The sequence below is a fragment of the Amycolatopsis sp. CFH S0740 genome, from assembly GCF_004522315.1.
Classification (GTDB): Bacteria; Actinomycetota; Actinomycetes; order Mycobacteriales; family Pseudonocardiaceae; genus Amycolatopsis; species Amycolatopsis nivea.
Map to the genome: position 1 here is coordinate 452,503 of NZ_SDLS01000001.1, position 16,367 is coordinate 468,869.

The 16,367-nt window shown below is 70.0% G+C and carries 10 protein-coding genes; 7 read left to right on the forward strand and 3 right to left on the reverse strand.

The window, feature by feature from the left end; genetic code table 11:
* Positions 1-5: 5 nt before the first annotated feature.
* A complete protein-coding gene (locus tag EIZ45_RS02200) occupies positions 6-4,313 on the reverse strand; it encodes a GH92 family glycosyl hydrolase (RefSeq protein WP_134661494.1) in 4,308 nt (1,435 codons plus the stop codon).
* 1,107 nt (positions 4,314-5,420) lie between these two features.
* Here EIZ45_RS02200 and EIZ45_RS02205 point away from each other — a divergent pair.
* Together EIZ45_RS02205 and EIZ45_RS02210 are read left to right on the forward strand one after the other, a co-directional pair.
* Positions 5,421-6,074: a bifunctional 2-polyprenyl-6-hydroxyphenol methylase/3-demethylubiquinol 3-O-methyltransferase UbiG gene (locus tag EIZ45_RS02205; RefSeq protein WP_134661493.1), complete on the forward strand. Its 654-nt coding sequence runs from the start codon at positions 5,421-5,423 to the stop codon at positions 6,072-6,074.
* Positions 6,074-6,706, forward strand: coding sequence for a class I SAM-dependent methyltransferase (locus EIZ45_RS02210; RefSeq protein WP_134661492.1), 633 nt, complete (start codon positions 6,074-6,076; stop codon positions 6,704-6,706). The genes EIZ45_RS02205 and EIZ45_RS02210 overlap by 1 nt, the downstream gene beginning before the upstream one ends.
* 4 nt (positions 6,707-6,710) lie before the next feature.
* Here the strand turns inward: EIZ45_RS02210 and EIZ45_RS02215 are convergent, their stop codons facing one another.
* The gene (locus EIZ45_RS02215) at positions 6,711-8,015 is read right to left on the reverse strand and encodes a M20/M25/M40 family metallo-hydrolase (protein WP_134661491.1); all 1,305 of its coding nucleotides are present in this window, start codon (positions 8,013-8,015) and stop codon (positions 6,711-6,713) included.
* On the reverse strand, positions 8,008-8,835 hold the full coding sequence (locus tag EIZ45_RS02220; RefSeq protein WP_037805955.1) for a M55 family metallopeptidase: 828 nt from the start codon (positions 8,833-8,835) through the stop codon (positions 8,008-8,010). Before EIZ45_RS02220 ends, EIZ45_RS02215 begins: the two co-directional genes overlap by 8 nt.
* 188 nt (positions 8,836-9,023) lie before the next feature.
* Between EIZ45_RS02220 and EIZ45_RS02225 the strand changes: the two genes are divergently transcribed.
* The 5 genes from EIZ45_RS02225 (at position 9,024) to mptB (ending at position 16,346) form a co-directional block, all read left to right on the forward strand.
* The gene (locus EIZ45_RS02225) at positions 9,024-10,808 is read left to right on the forward strand and encodes an ABC transporter substrate-binding protein (protein WP_240690543.1); all 1,785 of its coding nucleotides are present in this window, start codon (positions 9,024-9,026) and stop codon (positions 10,806-10,808) included.
* 292 nt (positions 10,809-11,100) lie between these two features.
* Positions 11,101-12,129, forward strand: coding sequence for an ABC transporter permease (locus EIZ45_RS02230; RefSeq protein WP_134661490.1), 1,029 nt, complete (start codon positions 11,101-11,103; stop codon positions 12,127-12,129).
* Positions 12,126-13,043, forward strand: a complete 918-nt coding sequence (locus EIZ45_RS02235; RefSeq protein WP_134661489.1) for an ABC transporter permease — start codon at positions 12,126-12,128, stop codon at positions 13,041-13,043. Before EIZ45_RS02230 ends, EIZ45_RS02235 begins: the two co-directional genes overlap by 4 nt.
* The gene (nikE, locus tag EIZ45_RS02240; protein WP_134661488.1) at positions 13,040-14,692 is read left to right on the forward strand and encodes an ABC transporter ATP-binding protein; all 1,653 of its coding nucleotides are present in this window, start codon (positions 13,040-13,042) and stop codon (positions 14,690-14,692) included. Before EIZ45_RS02235 ends, nikE begins: the two co-directional genes overlap by 4 nt.
* A 91-nt stretch (positions 14,693-14,783) precedes the next feature.
* A complete protein-coding gene (mptB, locus tag EIZ45_RS02245) occupies positions 14,784-16,346 on the forward strand; it encodes a polyprenol phosphomannose-dependent alpha 1,6 mannosyltransferase MptB (RefSeq protein ID WP_134661487.1) in 1,563 nt (520 codons plus the stop codon).
* Positions 16,347-16,367 lie beyond the last annotated feature (21 nt).

Below are 16,367 nucleotides of genomic sequence, written 5' to 3' on the forward strand. Positions count from 1 at the left end.
GCCGATCACAACTGCGCGCACTGCCCGGCGGACGGGCCGCGGACGGTGTTGGCGAGGTCGTGGTCGGTCGGGGCGGGGGAGTTGCCCGTGCAGGCCAGCGGCCCGCCCACGGTGCTGCTCGCGATCAGCGGCCCCTGGTTCCCGGTCAGGTTCACCGGGCCCGAGATGTCGGTCAGCTCGATCGACACCGGACCCGTGCTGCCGGTGATCGACACCGGACCGGCCACCTTCGTCCGGTTCAGCACCACCTGCGCCGCGCCGGCCGCCGCGAGCGGGCCGGTGATCTGGCCGCCGCGCACGATCAGCGAAGCGCCGCGCGCCACGTTCACCGGACCCGACACCGTCGCGCCGTTCAGGCACACCACGCCGCTCGACACGGTCAGCGGGCCGTTCTGCACACCGGTCAGCGTCTTGGTGCACGACGCGTCCGGACGGCCCAGCAGCTCGAACTCCGCCATCGTCGCCGGCCCGCCGGTGGTCGCGGTGACCTCCAGCCGGTAGTAGGCGTAATGCGCCGGGTTCTTCACCGCGAACGCCCGGGTCTGCTGCCGCCACTGGAACGACTGGTCGGTCTGCTGATCGGCGACCGTCCAGTTCTTCCCGTCGTACGAACCCTTCAGCGTCCAGCTCTTCGCGTCGCCCGCCCCGGTGCCGGAGGTGAGCGTGTAGTGCGTGACCGCCTCGTCGGTCGACTTCAGCTGGTACTGCACCGCACCGGTCACCTTCGCCTGCGTGCGCGAGGTGTTGTCCAGCAACGCCGACGCGTCCGAACCGTCCGAAGTGGACAGCGTGCCCAGCCCCGGCCCGGTCTCGTCGTGCAGCGGCGTCGGCACCGCGTCGCCCGTGGTGATCGACTTCGGCGCGTCGCCCGCGCCGGTGCCCCACGTCGACGGGTTCGGGCCCATGTCGAAGTCGAGCGTGGCGCCGTGCGCGAGCACGTCGTGCGGCAGCGACGTCGACGTCCAGTTCTTCCCGTTGACCTTCAGACCCTGGACGTAGACGTTCTTCGCCGAGTTCTTCGGCGCGTTGATCACCAGGTCCCCGCCGGGCAGGTGCACGGTCGCCTTGGTGAACAGCGGCGACCCGATCGCGTAATCCGGGCTGCCCATCTGCAGCGGGTAGAAGCCCAGCGAGCTGAACACGTACCACGCGGACATCTCGCCGTTGTCCTCGTCGCCCGCGTAGCCCTGGCCCAATTCGCTGCCGGTGTAGAGCCGCGACACCGCTTCGCGCACCTTCGCCTGCGTCTTCGCCGGCTGGCCCGCGTAGTCGTACATGTAGAGGATGTGGTGCGAAGGCTGGTTGGAGTGGCCGTACTGGCCCATCCGCACGTCCCGCGCCTCCCGCATCTCGTGGATCACACCGCCGTAGCTGCCCGGGAAATTCGCCGTCTCCTGGTCGGCGAAGAACTGGTCGAGCTTGGCGCCCAGCTTGTCCTTGCCGCCGTAGAGATTCGCCAGCCCCTGCCCGTCCTGCGGCACGGTGAAGGCCATGTTCCAGCCGTCGGTCTCGGTGTAGTCCCCGCCCCACTGGCGCGGGTCGTAATCGGCCTTGGCCTTCGTGAACTTCCCGCTCGCGTCCTTGCCCTGGAAGAACCCGGTGCTCGGGTCGAACAGGTTCACGTACTGCTGCGCCCGGCTGGTGAAGTACTGGTAGTTCTCCAGGTACTCCGCCTTGCGCGGATCGTTCGCCGCGGCCTGGTCGTACAGCTTCTTCGACAGGTTCGCGATGCCGAAGTCGTTGACGTAGCCCTCGATCGCCCACGAGAAGCCCTCGCCGGTCGAATTCGGCGTGTACCCGAGGAAAATCGACTGGTCCAGACCCTTGCGGCCGACCGCCGAGTTCGGCGGCGTCACCGTCGCGTTCTTCAGCGCCGCGTCATAGGCCGCCTTGACGTCGAAGTTCGTCACGCCCTTCTGGTAGGCGTCGGCGAACGCGACATCCGAGCTCGTCCCGGTCATCAGGTCCGCGTAACCGGGGGAGGACCAGCGCGCGATCCAGCCGCCGTCGCGGTACTGCTGCACGAAACCGTCCACCATCTTGCCCGCCATGTCCGGCGTGAGCAGCGAATACGCCGGCCACGTCGTGCGGTAGGTGTCCCAGAAGCCGTTGTTCACATACGTCTGCCCGTCGACGACCTTCGACCCGGTCTGCGTCGCGGTGTCCGGACCCGCCTTCGGCGACACCGGGCTCGCGTACCGGTACTTCGGCGCCTCCTTCGAGCCGACGTTCTCGAAACCCTCGTTCGGGTACAGGAAGAGCCGGTACAGGTTGGAATACAACGTCTCCAGCTGGTCCTTCGACGCGCCCTCGACCTCGATCACGCCGAGCTGCTTGTCCCACGCCTGCTGCGCCGCGTCCCGCACCGAGTCGAACCCGGCGTTCGGGGCGATCTCCTGCTCCAGGTTCTTCTTCGCCTGGTCCACGCTGATCAGCGACGTCGCGATCCGCATCGTCACCGTCTTGTCCGCGCCCGCGTCGAACCGCAGATAGCCGGTCACGTTGTCGCGGTTCTGCCCGGTGAGCTTGCCGCCGGTCGTGACGGGCTTGTCGAACGTCGCGTAGACGAACATCCGCCCGGCGCCCGCCGACAGCCCGCTCTTCGCGTCGGAGTACCCGCTGAGCGTGCCGTGCGCCGGGTCGAGCGTGAGCCCGCCGGAGTTGTTGACGTTGTCGAAGATCAGGCTGGAATCAGCGCCCGGGAACGAGAACCGCATCATCGCCGCGTGATCGGCCGGCGCGATCTCGGTCTTGATCCCGTTCTGGAACGTGACGCCGTAGTAATGCGCCCGCGCCACCTCGTTGTCGTGCGTGAACGGCAGCGCCCGCTTGTCGCGGTTCGCGTCCGGCACCCCGCTCGCCGCCGACGGCATCACCTGGAAACTCTGCCGGTCGCCCATCCACGGGCTCGGCTCGTGGCTCACGCTGAACGCCTGCAGCTGCGGGAGATTGTCCGCGTTGTTCTGCGAATGGTAGTTGTACAGCCAGCTCGCCGAACCCGCGTCGGTCACCGGCGTCCAGAAGTTGAAGCCGTGCGGCACCGCGGTCGCCGGGAAGTTGTTGCCGCGCGAGAACGTGCCGTTCGCCATGGTGCCGCGCGTGGTGAGGACGTTGTCGCTGGGCCGGGTGCTGGCCGGGGGAGTCGGCGTCGCCGAGATCTTCAGATCGTCCAGCCAGCCCGCGAACTGCGCCGGGCCGTCCGGGTTGTCGTAGCCGATCGCGATCCGGTCGATCGTCTTGCCCGCCGCGACCCGCCCGATCGCCGACCGCACCAGGTTCCACTGGTTCGCGTAGAGGACCTTGCTCGCGCCCTGGCCCTCCGGCGTCAGCGGGAAACCGTACTGGTCGGTCGCGCCGAGATCGCGCAGATGCGTGCCGTCGGTGAAGTCCAGGTCGACCGCGACGTTCGTGCTCGGGTACTTCAGATCGCCCTCGACGAACTGCGGCTGCACCTTGTACGACAGCTCGCTCGTCTCCGTCACCGGGAGATCGACGTCGTAGACCTTGTTGTAGGAATACCCGTGCCCGGCCTTGGGCTGGCTGCCGGAGTACCGGAACGCCTTCTTGCCGGTGAACCCGACCCGGTTCTTGTTCGTGTAGCCCTGGCTCGGACCCGAATCCACGACGCTGCGCATGTTCGGCAACGGCGGCGGGGCCGGATCGTCGTTGGCCAGCAGCAGCTCCGAGAACTGCATGATGTCGTCGCCGTTGTTGCGCGTGACATCCAGCTGGTAATAGCGGTACGCGTCGCTCGGCGCGGACAGCTTGTAGTCGTTCTGCTGGAACCGCTTGTCGAACGACTGGCCCGCCTGCTTGTCCAGATCGGTCCACTGCTGGCCGTCGTTCGAACCGCGCAGCGTCCAGTCCCGAGGATCGCGGCCGGGCGCGTCGTTCGCCGAGGACACCGCGTAATGCGTGATCTTCGTCGGCTCCGACAGCGTGAACGTCACCGACGCGGTCGGATCCCACGACAGCCACTTCGTGCCGGTGCTGCCGTCGATCAGATTCGCGGCGACCTCGCCGCCGCCGGTGTTCTCGCTGGTAGCGCTGATGTCGGTGACCTTGCCCCGGATGTCGCCGGGGATCGCGGTCCCGTTCGCGCCGTCCACGCCCGAAGCCCGCGGCTTCCCGGCGGCATCGGTGTCGACAGCGTCCTGGATCGGTTGCGGGTCGTTCGGCTCGAACGAAGAAACGAAGTCCGGCGGGGCGGCCTCGCCCGGCGCGGCACCGGCCGCGGCGGGCAGGACGACCAAGCCCGCAGCCGCCACCGCCGCGACGAGCACGGCATGCAACGGTCTGGCGCTTCGGGGCATCATTGCTCCCAGTTCGTCAGGGGATCGGGGGCCCGGGACTTCGCGAAATCCCGGGGTGCCGGAAGCTCAACGCGCGGGTGACATCGATGTCAAGGCCGCCCCGCAAACCTGACCGGAAACGGACAACCCTTCACCGCCCCGCTACGGCAACCGGGTGTCGGCCCAGCCCGGGCCGCCCGGCTACGACAATCGGGCACCCCGATGCGGCAACCCGGTGCCTGCCTGGCGCGAACCGCGCCCATCCGGCAGCCCGGCGCTCTACCCGCCCGGGCCACCCCGATCCGGCAACCGGATGCTCGCCTGGCCCGAACCGCACTGCTATGGGAACCGGATGTTCGCCCGGCCCGAACCGCCCCGACGCGACCACCGGGCACCCGCCCACCCTCCCCGCCGGGGCCGCGCCGCTACGGCAAACGGGGTGACCGCCCGGACGCGGCGTTCGGGTGACCGCCTCGCCCGTCCCGGCCACGGTGCGGCAATCGGGGTGTCCGTCCTGCCTGAACCGCCTCGATGCGGCATGGGGTGCGTGCCACGCACCGAACCGCCGCATCGGGTGTGTCAGATGCACCGAACGCCGCATTGGGTGCGTCAGATGCACCCAATGCGGCATTCGTGCATCTCGCGCGTAGCGAGTGCAGATGCGCAGAACTCTCCCCATCCGGCGGCCCCGGCAGGCGCGAGGGAGGTGCGTGAGGGTTCCCCTCACGGAATCAGATTCCGTGAGGGGAACCCTCACGCACCGCTCGCATGCAGTCGGTGGGCGGGCTCGCTGACGCAGCCCTCGCTAGTAACAAAACCCCATCGGGCTCGTCGCATGCACCCGATGCCGCATTGGGGCGGCAGGCGAGGCGCAGGCGCGAGGCGGCCAACGAGGCGGAGGCGCGGGGCGAGACGGCTAACGAGGCGGAGCCTTGGCGCTGCCGTCGGCGAGCCCGAGGTCCGTGAAGGGCTCCTTGAGAGAACCAGATTCCCTCAAGGAGCCCTTCACAGCCAGCCGCGCGGCCGGACCGGGAAACCGCGGGGGAGATCCGGCCCAGGCGGAGAAGCCATCGGCACTCGGCCAGTCGAGCGCACCGGAGCCCAGGCCCGGCGGGTATAACAGAGTCCATGCCAGACGACGCCATCGATCCCGACGAGGAAGCCCGCCGCCGGGCCGGACTCGCCCTCGCCAACGGCGACCCCACCGGGTGGTTCGAGCCCCTCTACGCCGCGGCGGAAGCGGGCGAGGCCGTCCTGCCGTGGTACCGCGGCGAGCCCTCGCCGGAGCTCGCCGCCTGGATCGCCGGGCGGCCCGGCAACGGGCGTCGCGCGCTCGTCGTCGGCTGCGGCATGGCCGACGACGCCGAACTCCTCGCCGCCGCCGGATACGAGACGTCCGCCTTCGACGTCTCGCCCAGCGCGATCAAAGCCGTGCTCAACCGCTTCCCCGACACCGTCGTCTCCTACCGCACCGCGGACCTGCTCACCCCGCCCGCGGAATTCCACTACGCCTTCGACCTGGTCGTGGAGATCATGACCGTCCAGTCGATGCCCAAGGACGTCCACGACCCGGCCATCGCCTCGGTGTCGGGATTCGTCGCCCCGGGCGGAACGCTCGTCGTCGGCGCGGTCGCCGAGGAAAGCATCGACCTCGCCACCTGGTCCGGGCCGCCGTGGCCGCTCAGCAAGGCCGAGGTCGAATCCTTCGCCCGCGACGGCGTCACCCTCGCCTCGCTGGAACGGGTCCGCGACAGCCGCTGGTGGGCGGAGTTCGCCCGCTGATGCCCGAGGACCGTCCCGCGACCAGCCACGAACGCGCGTCCGGGCGTCCGTGGGACGAGTCCTATCAGGACGGTCCGGCACCGTGGGACCTCGGCCGCCCGCAACCGGCGATCGTCGAGCTCGCCGCCGAAGGGGCATTCCGCGGCACGGTCCTCGACGCCGGCTGCGGCACCGGCGAGAACGCGCTGCACCTCGCCGCGACCGGACTGTCCATTGTGGGCATCGACGTCGCGGAAACCGCTGTCGCGCAAGCGAAAGAGAAAGCCCGCAGTCGAGGGGTCGCCGCCGAGTTCGCGGTCGGCGACGCCTTCCGGCTGTCCACTGTGGACCAGACCTTCGACACCGTCCTCGACTGCGGCCTGTTCCACACCTTCGACGCCCGAGAACGCCAGACCTACGTCGCGAGCCTCGCGTCCGTCACCGAACCGGGCGCGAGGCTGCACATCCTGTGCTTCCGAGAAACCGACGGGGACGCCGGACCGCACCCGGTCGCCCGCGCCGAACTCGAAGCGCCGTTCCAGCGCGAAACCGGCTGGCAGCTGGAAACCCTGCGCGACAGCCGGATCGTCGCCCGGTTCGCCCCGGACGGGCTTTCCGCCTGGCTGGCGACGATCCGGCGCGTCGACGCCTGACCGCTCAGCACGACTCCAGGAACCGCGTCAGCACCCGCGTCCCGAACCGCAGCCCGTCCACCGGCACCCGCTCGTCCACGCCGTGCGCCATCGCCCGGTACGGGAAGCCTTCCGGCAGCGCCAGGGGAGCGAAGCCGTAGCACGCCATCCCCAGCTGGCTGAACGCTTTCGCGTCCGTCCCGCCGCCCATGCAGTACGGCACCACGACCGCCTCCGGGTCCTCCGCCCGCAGCGCCTCGGCCATCGCGTCGAACCACGGCGAATCGACCGGAGCCTGCACCGGCGGCTGATGCGCCACGAATTCCCGCGTCACACCCTCGCCCAGCAACGAATCCACCACCGCGAACAGGTCGTCCTCGGTCCCCGGCAGCACCCGGACGTCGACCTGCGCGGTCGCCGTCGACGGGATCACGTTCACCTTGTACCCGGCCTCGAGCATCGTCGGCGTGGTGCTGTTGCGCACCGTCGGCACCGCCAGCGACCCGGCCGCCCCCAGGCGCGCCACCGTTTCGTCGACCGCGTCGCCCGACGACAGGTCCACCGGCACGCCCAGCGCCGCGCCGGTCCGTTCCAGGAACGCCCGCACCGTCGGCGTCAGCTGCACCGGCCAGCGGTGGTCCGCGATCCGCTGCAACGCCCCGACCAGCCGCACGACCGCGTTCTCCGCGTTCGGCCGCGACCCGTGCCCGGCCCGCCCGTTCGCGGTCAGCCGCAGGTGCGCGGTCCCGCGCTCGGCCGTCCCGACCGGGTACAGCCGCACTTTCCGGCCGTCCGCGGCGGGCACGTGATAGCTGTACCCGCCGGACTCGCTGATCGCCGCCGCGCAGCCCTCGAACAGGTCCGCGTGCTCCTTGACCAGCCAGTGCGCGCCGTAGTCGCCGCGGTCCTCCTCGTCGGCGACGAACGCCAGCACGAGATCCCGCCGCGGCACCAGCCCGGACGCGACGGCGGACAGCACCATCGCGCAGAAATCCTTCATGTCGACCGCGCCCCGGCCCCACAGGAACCCGTCGCGCACCTCGCCGGAAAACGGCGGTACAGACCAATCGGCGGCGCGCGCGGGCACCACGTCCAGATGCCCCTGCACGAGCAGCGCGGGCAGCGTCGGATCGGTGCCCGGGATCCGCGCGATCACGTTCGACCGCTGCGGCTCGGGCTCCAGAATCCGCGACGGAACCCCGTGCCGGTCAAGGAATTCCGCGACGTACTCGGCGGCGAGCCGTTCGCCCGCCGCCTCCCCGCCGCCGTAGTTGGTGGTGTCGAACCGGATCAGGTCCGCGCACAGCGAAACCACGTCGACCTCAGCCATAAATGCCCTGCACCGCCCCTGCCGCGATGGCCGTGACCACCTTGAACGCCTTCATCGCCTCGGTCATGCTCGGCGCCTCGAACGCGACCCGCCGCGTCCCGGTCTGCTCCACGGTCGGGATGACCGCGGTCGCCTGCGCCAGATGGCTCGCGTCGAACTCGACCTCGATCCGGTGCCGCCCCGGCGTCCGCTCGGTCCGCCCGGCCAGCCCCATCGCCTCGCGCGCGCCGGTTTCCAGCAGCCGCGCGGTGCGCGCCGGCGGCAGGCAGATCGCCGCGTACCGGCTCACGCATTCCTTGACCTGCACCAGTTCCGCGTCCGGCGCGTAGTCGCGCGCGTCCTCGCAGGTCTGGTCGTCGCCGCTGACCAGCAGCACCGGCACGCCGTACTCGCCGGCCATCGCGGCGTTCAGCCTGCCCTCGCTCGCCGGGACGTCGTCCAGCCACACGCCGGTGATCTGGTTCTCCAGGTACGTGTGCGACAGGACGCCGTCGAACCCGGCTCCGGCGTGGTAGCCGAGGAACACCACACCGTCCACACCGGAATCGATGCCCTGCATCATCGACAGCGGCTTGTGCCGCCCGGTCAGCATCCGCGCGCGTTCGTCGAGGTCTTCCAGCAGCAGGTTGCGCTGCGACGAGTGCGCCTCGTTGACGAGCACGTCGGTCGCGCCCGCCGCGTACAGGCCGGCCAGCACCGCGTTGACGTCGCCGGTGAACATGCCCCGGAACCGCTGCCACTGCGGGCTCCCGGGCACGACGTCGTCGGTCCAGGTGACCCCCGTGGCGCCTTCCATGTCGGCCGAGATCAGGATCCGCATGCCGGGCACTCTAGTGATCCGCCCCGCGAGCATAACGATCGGACACGCAGCGGCACCGTCACATATTGCGCACTTCCCGCCGTATGTGGTTACTTTTCGTCTCTGGGGTCGGGGATTGACGATGGGGTGGTTCTCAAGTGCGAAATAAGCACGGGCGGCACGGGTTGCGCCGCGTTTTCGGTGTCGTGATGGCGGGAACGCTGGCGATTCTGCCGCTGGCAGGGACGGCGGCAGCACAGGCGGCACCACAGCAGGCCCAGCCGAAGGTGCTGCGGGTCGCGCTGACCACTGGTATCGACCACTTGAACCCGTTCACCGCCGGGCTCGCCGCGTCGACCCAGGTCGGCCGGTTCATCTACGAGTTCCTGACGATCCCGTCGCAGGACAAGGCCGAGGCCTCCCCGGCGCTCGCCGAATCGTGGACGACCTCGCCGGACAAGCTGACCTGGACGTTCAAGATCCGCAAGGGCGCCAAGTGGTCCGACGGGCAGCCGGTCACCGCGAAGGACGCCGCGTTCACCTTCAACCGGATGCTCACCGACTCCACCGCGCGCACCGCGAACGGCAACTACGTCGCGAGCTTCGAGTCGGTGAAGGCGCCGGACGACACCACGCTGGTGATCAAGACCAAGACCGTCCAGTCGTCGATGACGCTGCTCGACGTCCCGATCGTGCCCGAGCACGTGTGGTCGCAGATCAAGGACCTGAGCGACCCGAAGACCGACACGATCCCGGTCGTCGGCGTCGACGACGGGCCCTACCAGATCACCGAGTACAAGCAGAACGAATACGTCAAGTTCAAGGCCAACAAGAACTACTGGCGCGGCGCGCCGAAGGTCGACGAGCTGCAGCTGCTGGTGTTCAAGGACGTCGAGGCCGCGGTGAACGCCCTCAAACAGGGCGAGGTCGACGTGATCAACCGGCTCACCCCGACCCAGTTCGACGCGCTCAAGGGCCAGCCGAACATCGAGCTGAACAAGGCGCCCGGCCGCCGCTACAACGCGATCAACCTGAACCCCGGCGCCGAGAACTCCGAGAACAAGCCGATCGGCAACGGCAATCCGGTGCTCAAGGACATCCGGGTGCGCCAGGCGATCGCGCAGTCGATCGACATCAAGACGATCGTGGACAAGGTCGCCGGCGGCTACGCCCAGCCCGGCGGCGGCGTGGTCCCGCCGATCTACTCGGCCTACCACTGGGCCCCGGCACCGGGGGAGGCGCGCAAGTTCGACCTCGCCGCCGCCAACGCCACGCTCGACGCGGCCGGCTACCCCAAGGGCCAGGACGGCATCCGCACCGCGCCCGGCGGCGCGCGCCTCGAACTGCGTCTCGCCGGACACGCGAACCGCGCCCAGGACCAGCGCCTCGCCCAGTACATCACCGGCTGGCTGCACGACATCGGCATCTCGGTGAAGCAGGAACTCGTCTCCGACGACGAGCTCAACGACCGCACCAACGCGGGCAACTACGACCTCGCGATCTCCGGCTACGCGAACAACCCGGACCCGGACTACTCGCTGGCCCTGCACACCTGCGCCGCACGGCCGAACGCCGAAGGCAAGGGCGGCACCACCGACACGTTCTTCTGCGACCCGCAGTACGACGCGCTCTACGCCAAGCAGCTCGCCGAAACCGACCCGGCCGTCCGCGCCGGCTACGTCAAGCAGGCCCAGGCGCGGCTCTACAGCCAGGCCGTGAACGTCGTCTACGACTACGACGACGCGCTCGAGGCCTACCGCTCCGACAAGTTCTCCTCCTTCGGCAAGCAGCCGCAGCCCGAGGGCTCGATCCTCGAGCAGACCGCCTACTGGGGCGTGTACGGCGCGGTCCCGGCCGACGCGTCGGCGGCTTCCTCGGACAGCGGCTCCGGCACGACGGTGTGGATCGTCGTCGGCGCGGTGGTGCTCGTCGTGCTGGTGGGCGGCGGCATCGCGCTGTCCCGCCGCGGCAAGTCCGCCGACGACCGGGAGTGAACCCGATGCTGTCCCAGCCGCCTGTTCCCGCGCGGCGGTCCGTGAAGGACTCCCTGAGGGAATCCAAGTCCCTCAAGGAGTCCTTCACGGCGCGCGAGTCCGATGTCAGGAACTCAAGCTGTGCTGCTTCTGCGTGCCGAACGTCCACAAAGGACACTAAGCTCGTAGAAATGACCGGTTTAAGCCCTCGCGACCGCTTGCTCGCGTCCGTGAGGGGAACCCTGAGGGAATCTGATTCCCTCAGGGTTCCCCTCACGGACAGCCGCGCCGTCCAGCAGAAGGGGAGCCGCGGGTGAGCCAAGCGATAGCGCCCGACCAGGCCGCGGTGCTCGCCGACCCCGACGAGCACCGCGGCGGGACCGGGACCCTCCGGTTCGTCCTGACCAAGATCGCCGAGGCGGTCGCCAGCGTCTTCCTGGTGATCGTCCTCGGGTTCTTCCTCTTCCGCCTGCTGCCCGGCGACCCGGTCGCGTTCATGGCCCGCGAACGCCCGACCGACCCCGGCCAGATCGCCGAACTGCGCGAACGGCTCGGCATCGACAAGCCGATCCTCGCGCAGTTCGGGAACTACTTCGCCGGCCTGTTCCAGGGCGACTTCGGCGAGTCCTACATCGAACGCCGCCCGGTGCTGGACATGATCGGCGAACGGCTGTGGCCGACCGTGCTGCTCGTCGGCAGCGCGACGATCCTGGCCGTCGCGCTCGGGCTGTGGCTCGGCATCCGCGCGGCGTGGAAGCGCGACAGCTTCTTCGACCGCGCGCAGACCGGGATCGCGCTGACGCTCTGGTCGGTCCCGCAGTTCTGGCTCGGCCTGCTGCTGCTCGTCGCCACCAACGGCCTGTTCCCCAGCCGCGGCATGCATTCGCCCGACGCCGGGCCCGGATTCTTCGCCCAGAGCCTCGACGTGCTGCACCACCTGATCCTGCCGTGCCTGACGCTGCTCGCGGTGTTCTACGCGCAGTACATGCTGGTGATGCGCTCGTCGCTGCTCGGCGAAATGAACGCCGACTACCTCACCACCGCCCGCGCGAAAGGCCTCCGCGACGACCTCGTCCGGCGGCGGCACGCGGTCCCGAACGCGCTGCTGCCCACCGTGACGCTGATCTTCATGCAGTTCGGCATGGTGGTCGCCGGCGCGGTCACCGTGGAAGCGGTGTTCAGCTGGCCCGGACTCGGCCAGCTCACCTACGACGCGCTGCACGGCCCGGATCTGCCGGTGCTGCAAGGGGTTTTCATCGTCCTCGCCAGCGCCGTCGTCCTGATGAACCTGTTCGCGGAGCTGCTCTACCGCGTGCTCGACCCGAGGGTGCGTGCCGCATGACCACCGCCTCGCCCGCCGCCGAAAGCGCCCGCGCGATCGCGTGGCGCCGCCGCCGCGCCGGAATCGCCCGCACCTGGCACGAGTTCGCCACCCAGAAAGCCGCGCTCACCGGGCTTTTCCTGCTCGCGCTCACCGTGCTGCTCGCCATCGCGCTGCCGCTGATCAGCGACCCCGGCGGGCTCGACGTCACCCGCGTCACCGGAAAACCGCTCAGCCCGCCGGACGGCGAATTCTGGCTCGGCACCGACATCGACGGCCGCTCCGTGCTGCTGATGACGTTGTGGGGCACCAGGATCTCGCTGCTCGTCGGGTTCTGCGCGACCGTGCTCAGCGTGTTCATCGGCACCCTGATCGGCATCACCGCCGCGCACTTCGGCGGCTGGGTGTCGGCGGTCCTGCTGCGGTTCACCGACTTCTTCCTGGTGCTGCCGTCGCTGGTGCTGGCGATCGCGCTGTCGGCCGTGCTGCCGCGCGGGATCTGGACGATCGTGCTCGCCATCGGCGTCACCGCATGGCCGAGCACCGCGCGACTGGTCCGCGCGCAGACGCTCACCATTGAAAGCCGCCCCTACATCGAACGCGCCCGCGCGCTCGGCGGCGGCCACCTGCACGTGATCGCCAAGCACGTGCTGCCCGGCGTCGCCCCGCTCGTGCTCGCCAACACCACCCTCGTGGTCGGCAACGCGGTCATCGCCGACGCCACCCTCTCGTTCCTCGGCGTCGGCGACCCCACCTCGATCTCCTGGGGCGCGATGCTCGAAACCGCCCTCAACAACGGCGCGGTCACCCGCGGCGCCTGGTGGAACCTGCTCCCGCCGGGCATCGCGATCGTGCTCGTCGTGCTGATGTTCACCCTCGTCGGCCGCGGGCTGGAAACCGTGCTGAACCCGCGGCTCAAAGGACGGCACTCGTGACCGCGCTGCTCGAACTGAAAAACCTCGGCGTCACCTACCGCGCCGGCGGCGGCGACGTCCCCGCGGTCCGCGGCGTCGACCTGACCCTCGACGCGGGCGGCACGCTCGGCGTCGCGGGGGAGTCCGGCTCCGGCAAATCCACCGTCGCGATGAGCGTGCTCCGGCTCCTGCCGCGCAGCGCGAAGATCACCGGCGAGATCCTGCTCGACGGCGAGAACGTCAACGACATGCGCTGGGGACGGCTGCGCACGGTCCGCTGGGCCGAGGCGTCGGTCGTGTTCCAGGGCGCGATGCACGCGCTCAACCCGGTCCGCCGCGTCGGCGAGCAGATCGCCGAACCGATCCGGCTGCACGCGACCGAGGGCAAAACCCTCTCCGAAGCGCAGGTGCGGGCCCGCGTCACCGAACTGCTCGAACAGGTCGACCTGCCGCGCTCGCGGGCGGGTGCGTACCCGCACGAACTGTCCGGCGGCCAGAAACAGCGCGTGATGATCGCGATGGCGCTGGCCTGCGAACCGCGGCTGGTGATCGCCGACGAACCGACCACCGCGCTCGACGTCATCGTGCAGGCCCAGGTGCTGTCCGTGCTGTCGAAACTGGTCGCCGAACGCGGCATCGGGCTGATCATGATCAGCCACGACCTGTCCGTGCTCGCCGCCACCTGCGAACGCATCGCGGTGATGTACGACGGCGAACTCGTCGAGGAACGGCCCAGCGCCGAGCTGATGTCCTCGCCGCAGCACGAACACAGCAAAGCGCTCGCCGCGGCCTTCCCGACGGTCGGCGACCCGGTCTCGCGCTACGCCCCGGCCACCGCGACCCCGCTGCCGCCGGAACCGGAGGAACGCGCCGGCTCCGACGACGCGCCGCTGCTCGCCGCCGAGAACCTGCACGTGTCGTTCCGCGACCGCAAGGGCAAGCCGATCCACGCGGTCGACGGGGTGGACCTGGAGGTCCGCCGGGACGAGATCGTCGCGCTGGTCGGCCAGTCCGGCTCCGGCAAGACCACCCTCGCCCGCACCCTGCTCGGCCTGCAGAAACCCGACTCCGGAACGGTCCGCTACGCGGGCAAGCCAGTGCCCTCGTCCGGAGCCGGGCTGCGCGCGTACCGGCGGGAAGTCCAGCTCGTCCTCCAGGACCCGACCAGCGCGCTGAACCCGGCCCACACGGTCTACGAGGCGGTCGCCGAAGGCCCGCGCATCCACGGGCTGCCGAACGAACGCGACGTCGTGCTCCAAGCGCTCGAATCCGCCGAACTGCGCCCGCCGGAGAAATACCTCGACCGGCTCCCGCACGAACTGTCCGGCGGCCAGCGCCAGCGCGTCGTCATCGCCGGAGCCCTCGCGCTCGAACCGTCCCTGCTGCTCGCCGACGAACCGGTGGCCTCCCTCGACGCGTCCGTGCGCGGCGAGATCCTCGCGCTGCTGCTCCGGCTGCGCCGCCGGCTCGGCCTCTCCGCGCTGGTCATCACCCACGACCTCGGCCTGGCCTGGAACATCGCCGACCGGGTCGCGGTGATGTACCGCGGCGAACTCGTCGAGACGGGTACCGTCGAACAAGTCCTGCTCGAACCGCGGCACGAGTACACGAAGTCGCTGCTCGCGGCGCTCCCCGGGGGCACCGCGCAGCGGACCGCGGCCGAACGCTGACCGCGGCCCCGCCCCGGGCGCGCGCCGAACCGGCCGCGCCCGGAGCCCGTGCGGGCCCAGCCGACTGCACCCGGTAATCTTCTGGATCGAAATGGCCACTACTACCGACGACGCGCAGCCGAACGCCGGCACTCTCGACCGGCAGTTCCTGACGCCCGCGCGCTTCCCCTACCGGACCATCGCGATGGGCACGGTCGGAAGCGCCCTCCTCATGCTCGCCGCGCTCGGCGCCGGCGGCATCCTCATCCGCGACCCCGTCCTCGGCCACGGCCCGCTCTCGTGGGTCCGCTACGGCCACGGCCGGGCGCTCGCCAACGCGCTGCTCTACAGCGGCTTCGGCCTCGTCGTGTGGGCGTGGGTGCGGCTCGGCCGCTACGCGCTCGCCGGGCGCATCGGCAGCAAGCCGATCCTGATCGCCGCGCTGTGCTGGATGGCGCCGCTGATCGTGTCGCCGCCGCTGTTCACCCGCGACGTCTTCTCCTACCTCGGCCAGGGCGCGCAGCTGCTCTACGGGCTCGACCCGTACGCCAACGGCCCCGCCGAACTGCCGGTGCTGCCGAACGTCGTGCAGAACGTGCACCCGCTGTGGCAGACCACGCCCGCCCCGTACGGGCCGCTGTTCCTGCTGATCTCCAAGGGCATCGTCGCGATCACCCAGGACCACATGATCGCCGGCGTCATCCTCACCCGGGTCGTGCTGCTCGTCGGGCTCGGCATGACGCTGTGGGCGCTGCCCCGCCTGGTCAAGCACCTCGGCGGGAAGCTCCCGGTCGCGCTCTGGGTCGCGGTCGCCAGCCCGATGATGGTCATCCACCTCTTCGGCGGCCCGCACAACGACCTGATGATGCTCGGCTTCCTCACCATCGGGATGCTCGCCGCGCTCGAGCGCAAGCACGTCGTCGCGGTCGTGCTCGTCACCATCGGCATGCTGATCAAGCCGACCGCCGCCGTCGCGCTCCCGTTCATGGTCTGGATGTGGGCCGCGGACATGAAGGGCCCGTCGAAGACGAAGAACTTCTTCAAGGCCGGTGCCGCGTCCGTCGGGCTGTTCCTGCCGGTGTTCGTCGTCGGCACCTGGCTCTCGCTCGGCTCGCTCAACCTCGGCTGGTGGTCCGGCCTCAAGGCCCCGCAGCTCATCACCAACTGGCTGAACTTCCCCAGCGGCATCGGCGAGGCCGTCTACAACCTCGTCCACATCATCGCCAACGTCCAGCCCTCGCCGTTCGTCACCGTCGCCCGAGCCATCGCGATGGTCGGCCTCGTCGTGTTCGGCGTCCGCCAGTGGTGGCTCGCCCGCGGCGGCGGCAAGGAAGCCGTCTACCGCGCCGCGATCACCCTGCTCGCCGTCGCGATCCTCATGCCGCCGACCCTGCCCTGGTACCTCACCTGGGGCTTCGTGCTGATCTCCGCGTTCCCGTGGGAACGGCGGAACCTGTCGGCGATCGTGGCGATCTCGGTGTTCGTGACTCTCGTGTACTACCCGACCGGCGAGCAGGCGCTCTACGACTGGTGGTTCATCGCCATCGTCGTCGTGGTCAGCCTCTACGCCGCCGCGTCCCTGCTGCGCCCCGACCCGCTCGGCCTCGTCGCCGCCTGGCGGAAGAAGCCCAAGGACGAGGAATTCCTCCCGGAAACCCCCGCCAAATCCTCCTGAGCCGGTGGTCCCGGTCCCGCA

Excerpts from the sequence above, each read along its gene's own strand:
- EIZ45_RS02200 (WP_134661494.1), bottom strand. The coding sequence starts at position 4,313 with ATGCCCCGAAGCGCCAGACCGTTGCATGCCGTGCTCGTCGCGGCGGTG.
- EIZ45_RS02205 (WP_134661493.1), top strand. The coding sequence starts at position 5,421 with ATGCCAGACGACGCCATCGATCCCGACGAGGAAGCCCGCCGCCGGGCC.
- EIZ45_RS02210 (WP_134661492.1), top strand. The coding sequence starts at position 6,074 with ATGCCCGAGGACCGTCCCGCGACCAGCCACGAACGCGCGTCCGGGCGT.
- EIZ45_RS02215 (WP_134661491.1), bottom strand. The coding sequence starts at position 8,015 with ATGGCTGAGGTCGACGTGGTTTCGCTGTGCGCGGACCTGATCCGGTTC.
- EIZ45_RS02220 (WP_037805955.1), bottom strand. The coding sequence starts at position 8,835 with ATGCGGATCCTGATCTCGGCCGACATGGAAGGCGCCACGGGGGTCACC.
- EIZ45_RS02225 (WP_240690543.1), top strand. The coding sequence starts at position 9,024 with ATGGCGGGAACGCTGGCGATTCTGCCGCTGGCAGGGACGGCGGCAGCA.
- EIZ45_RS02235 (WP_134661489.1), top strand. The coding sequence starts at position 12,126 with ATGACCACCGCCTCGCCCGCCGCCGAAAGCGCCCGCGCGATCGCGTGG.
- mptB (WP_134661487.1), top strand. The coding sequence starts at position 14,784 with ATGGCCACTACTACCGACGACGCGCAGCCGAACGCCGGCACTCTCGAC.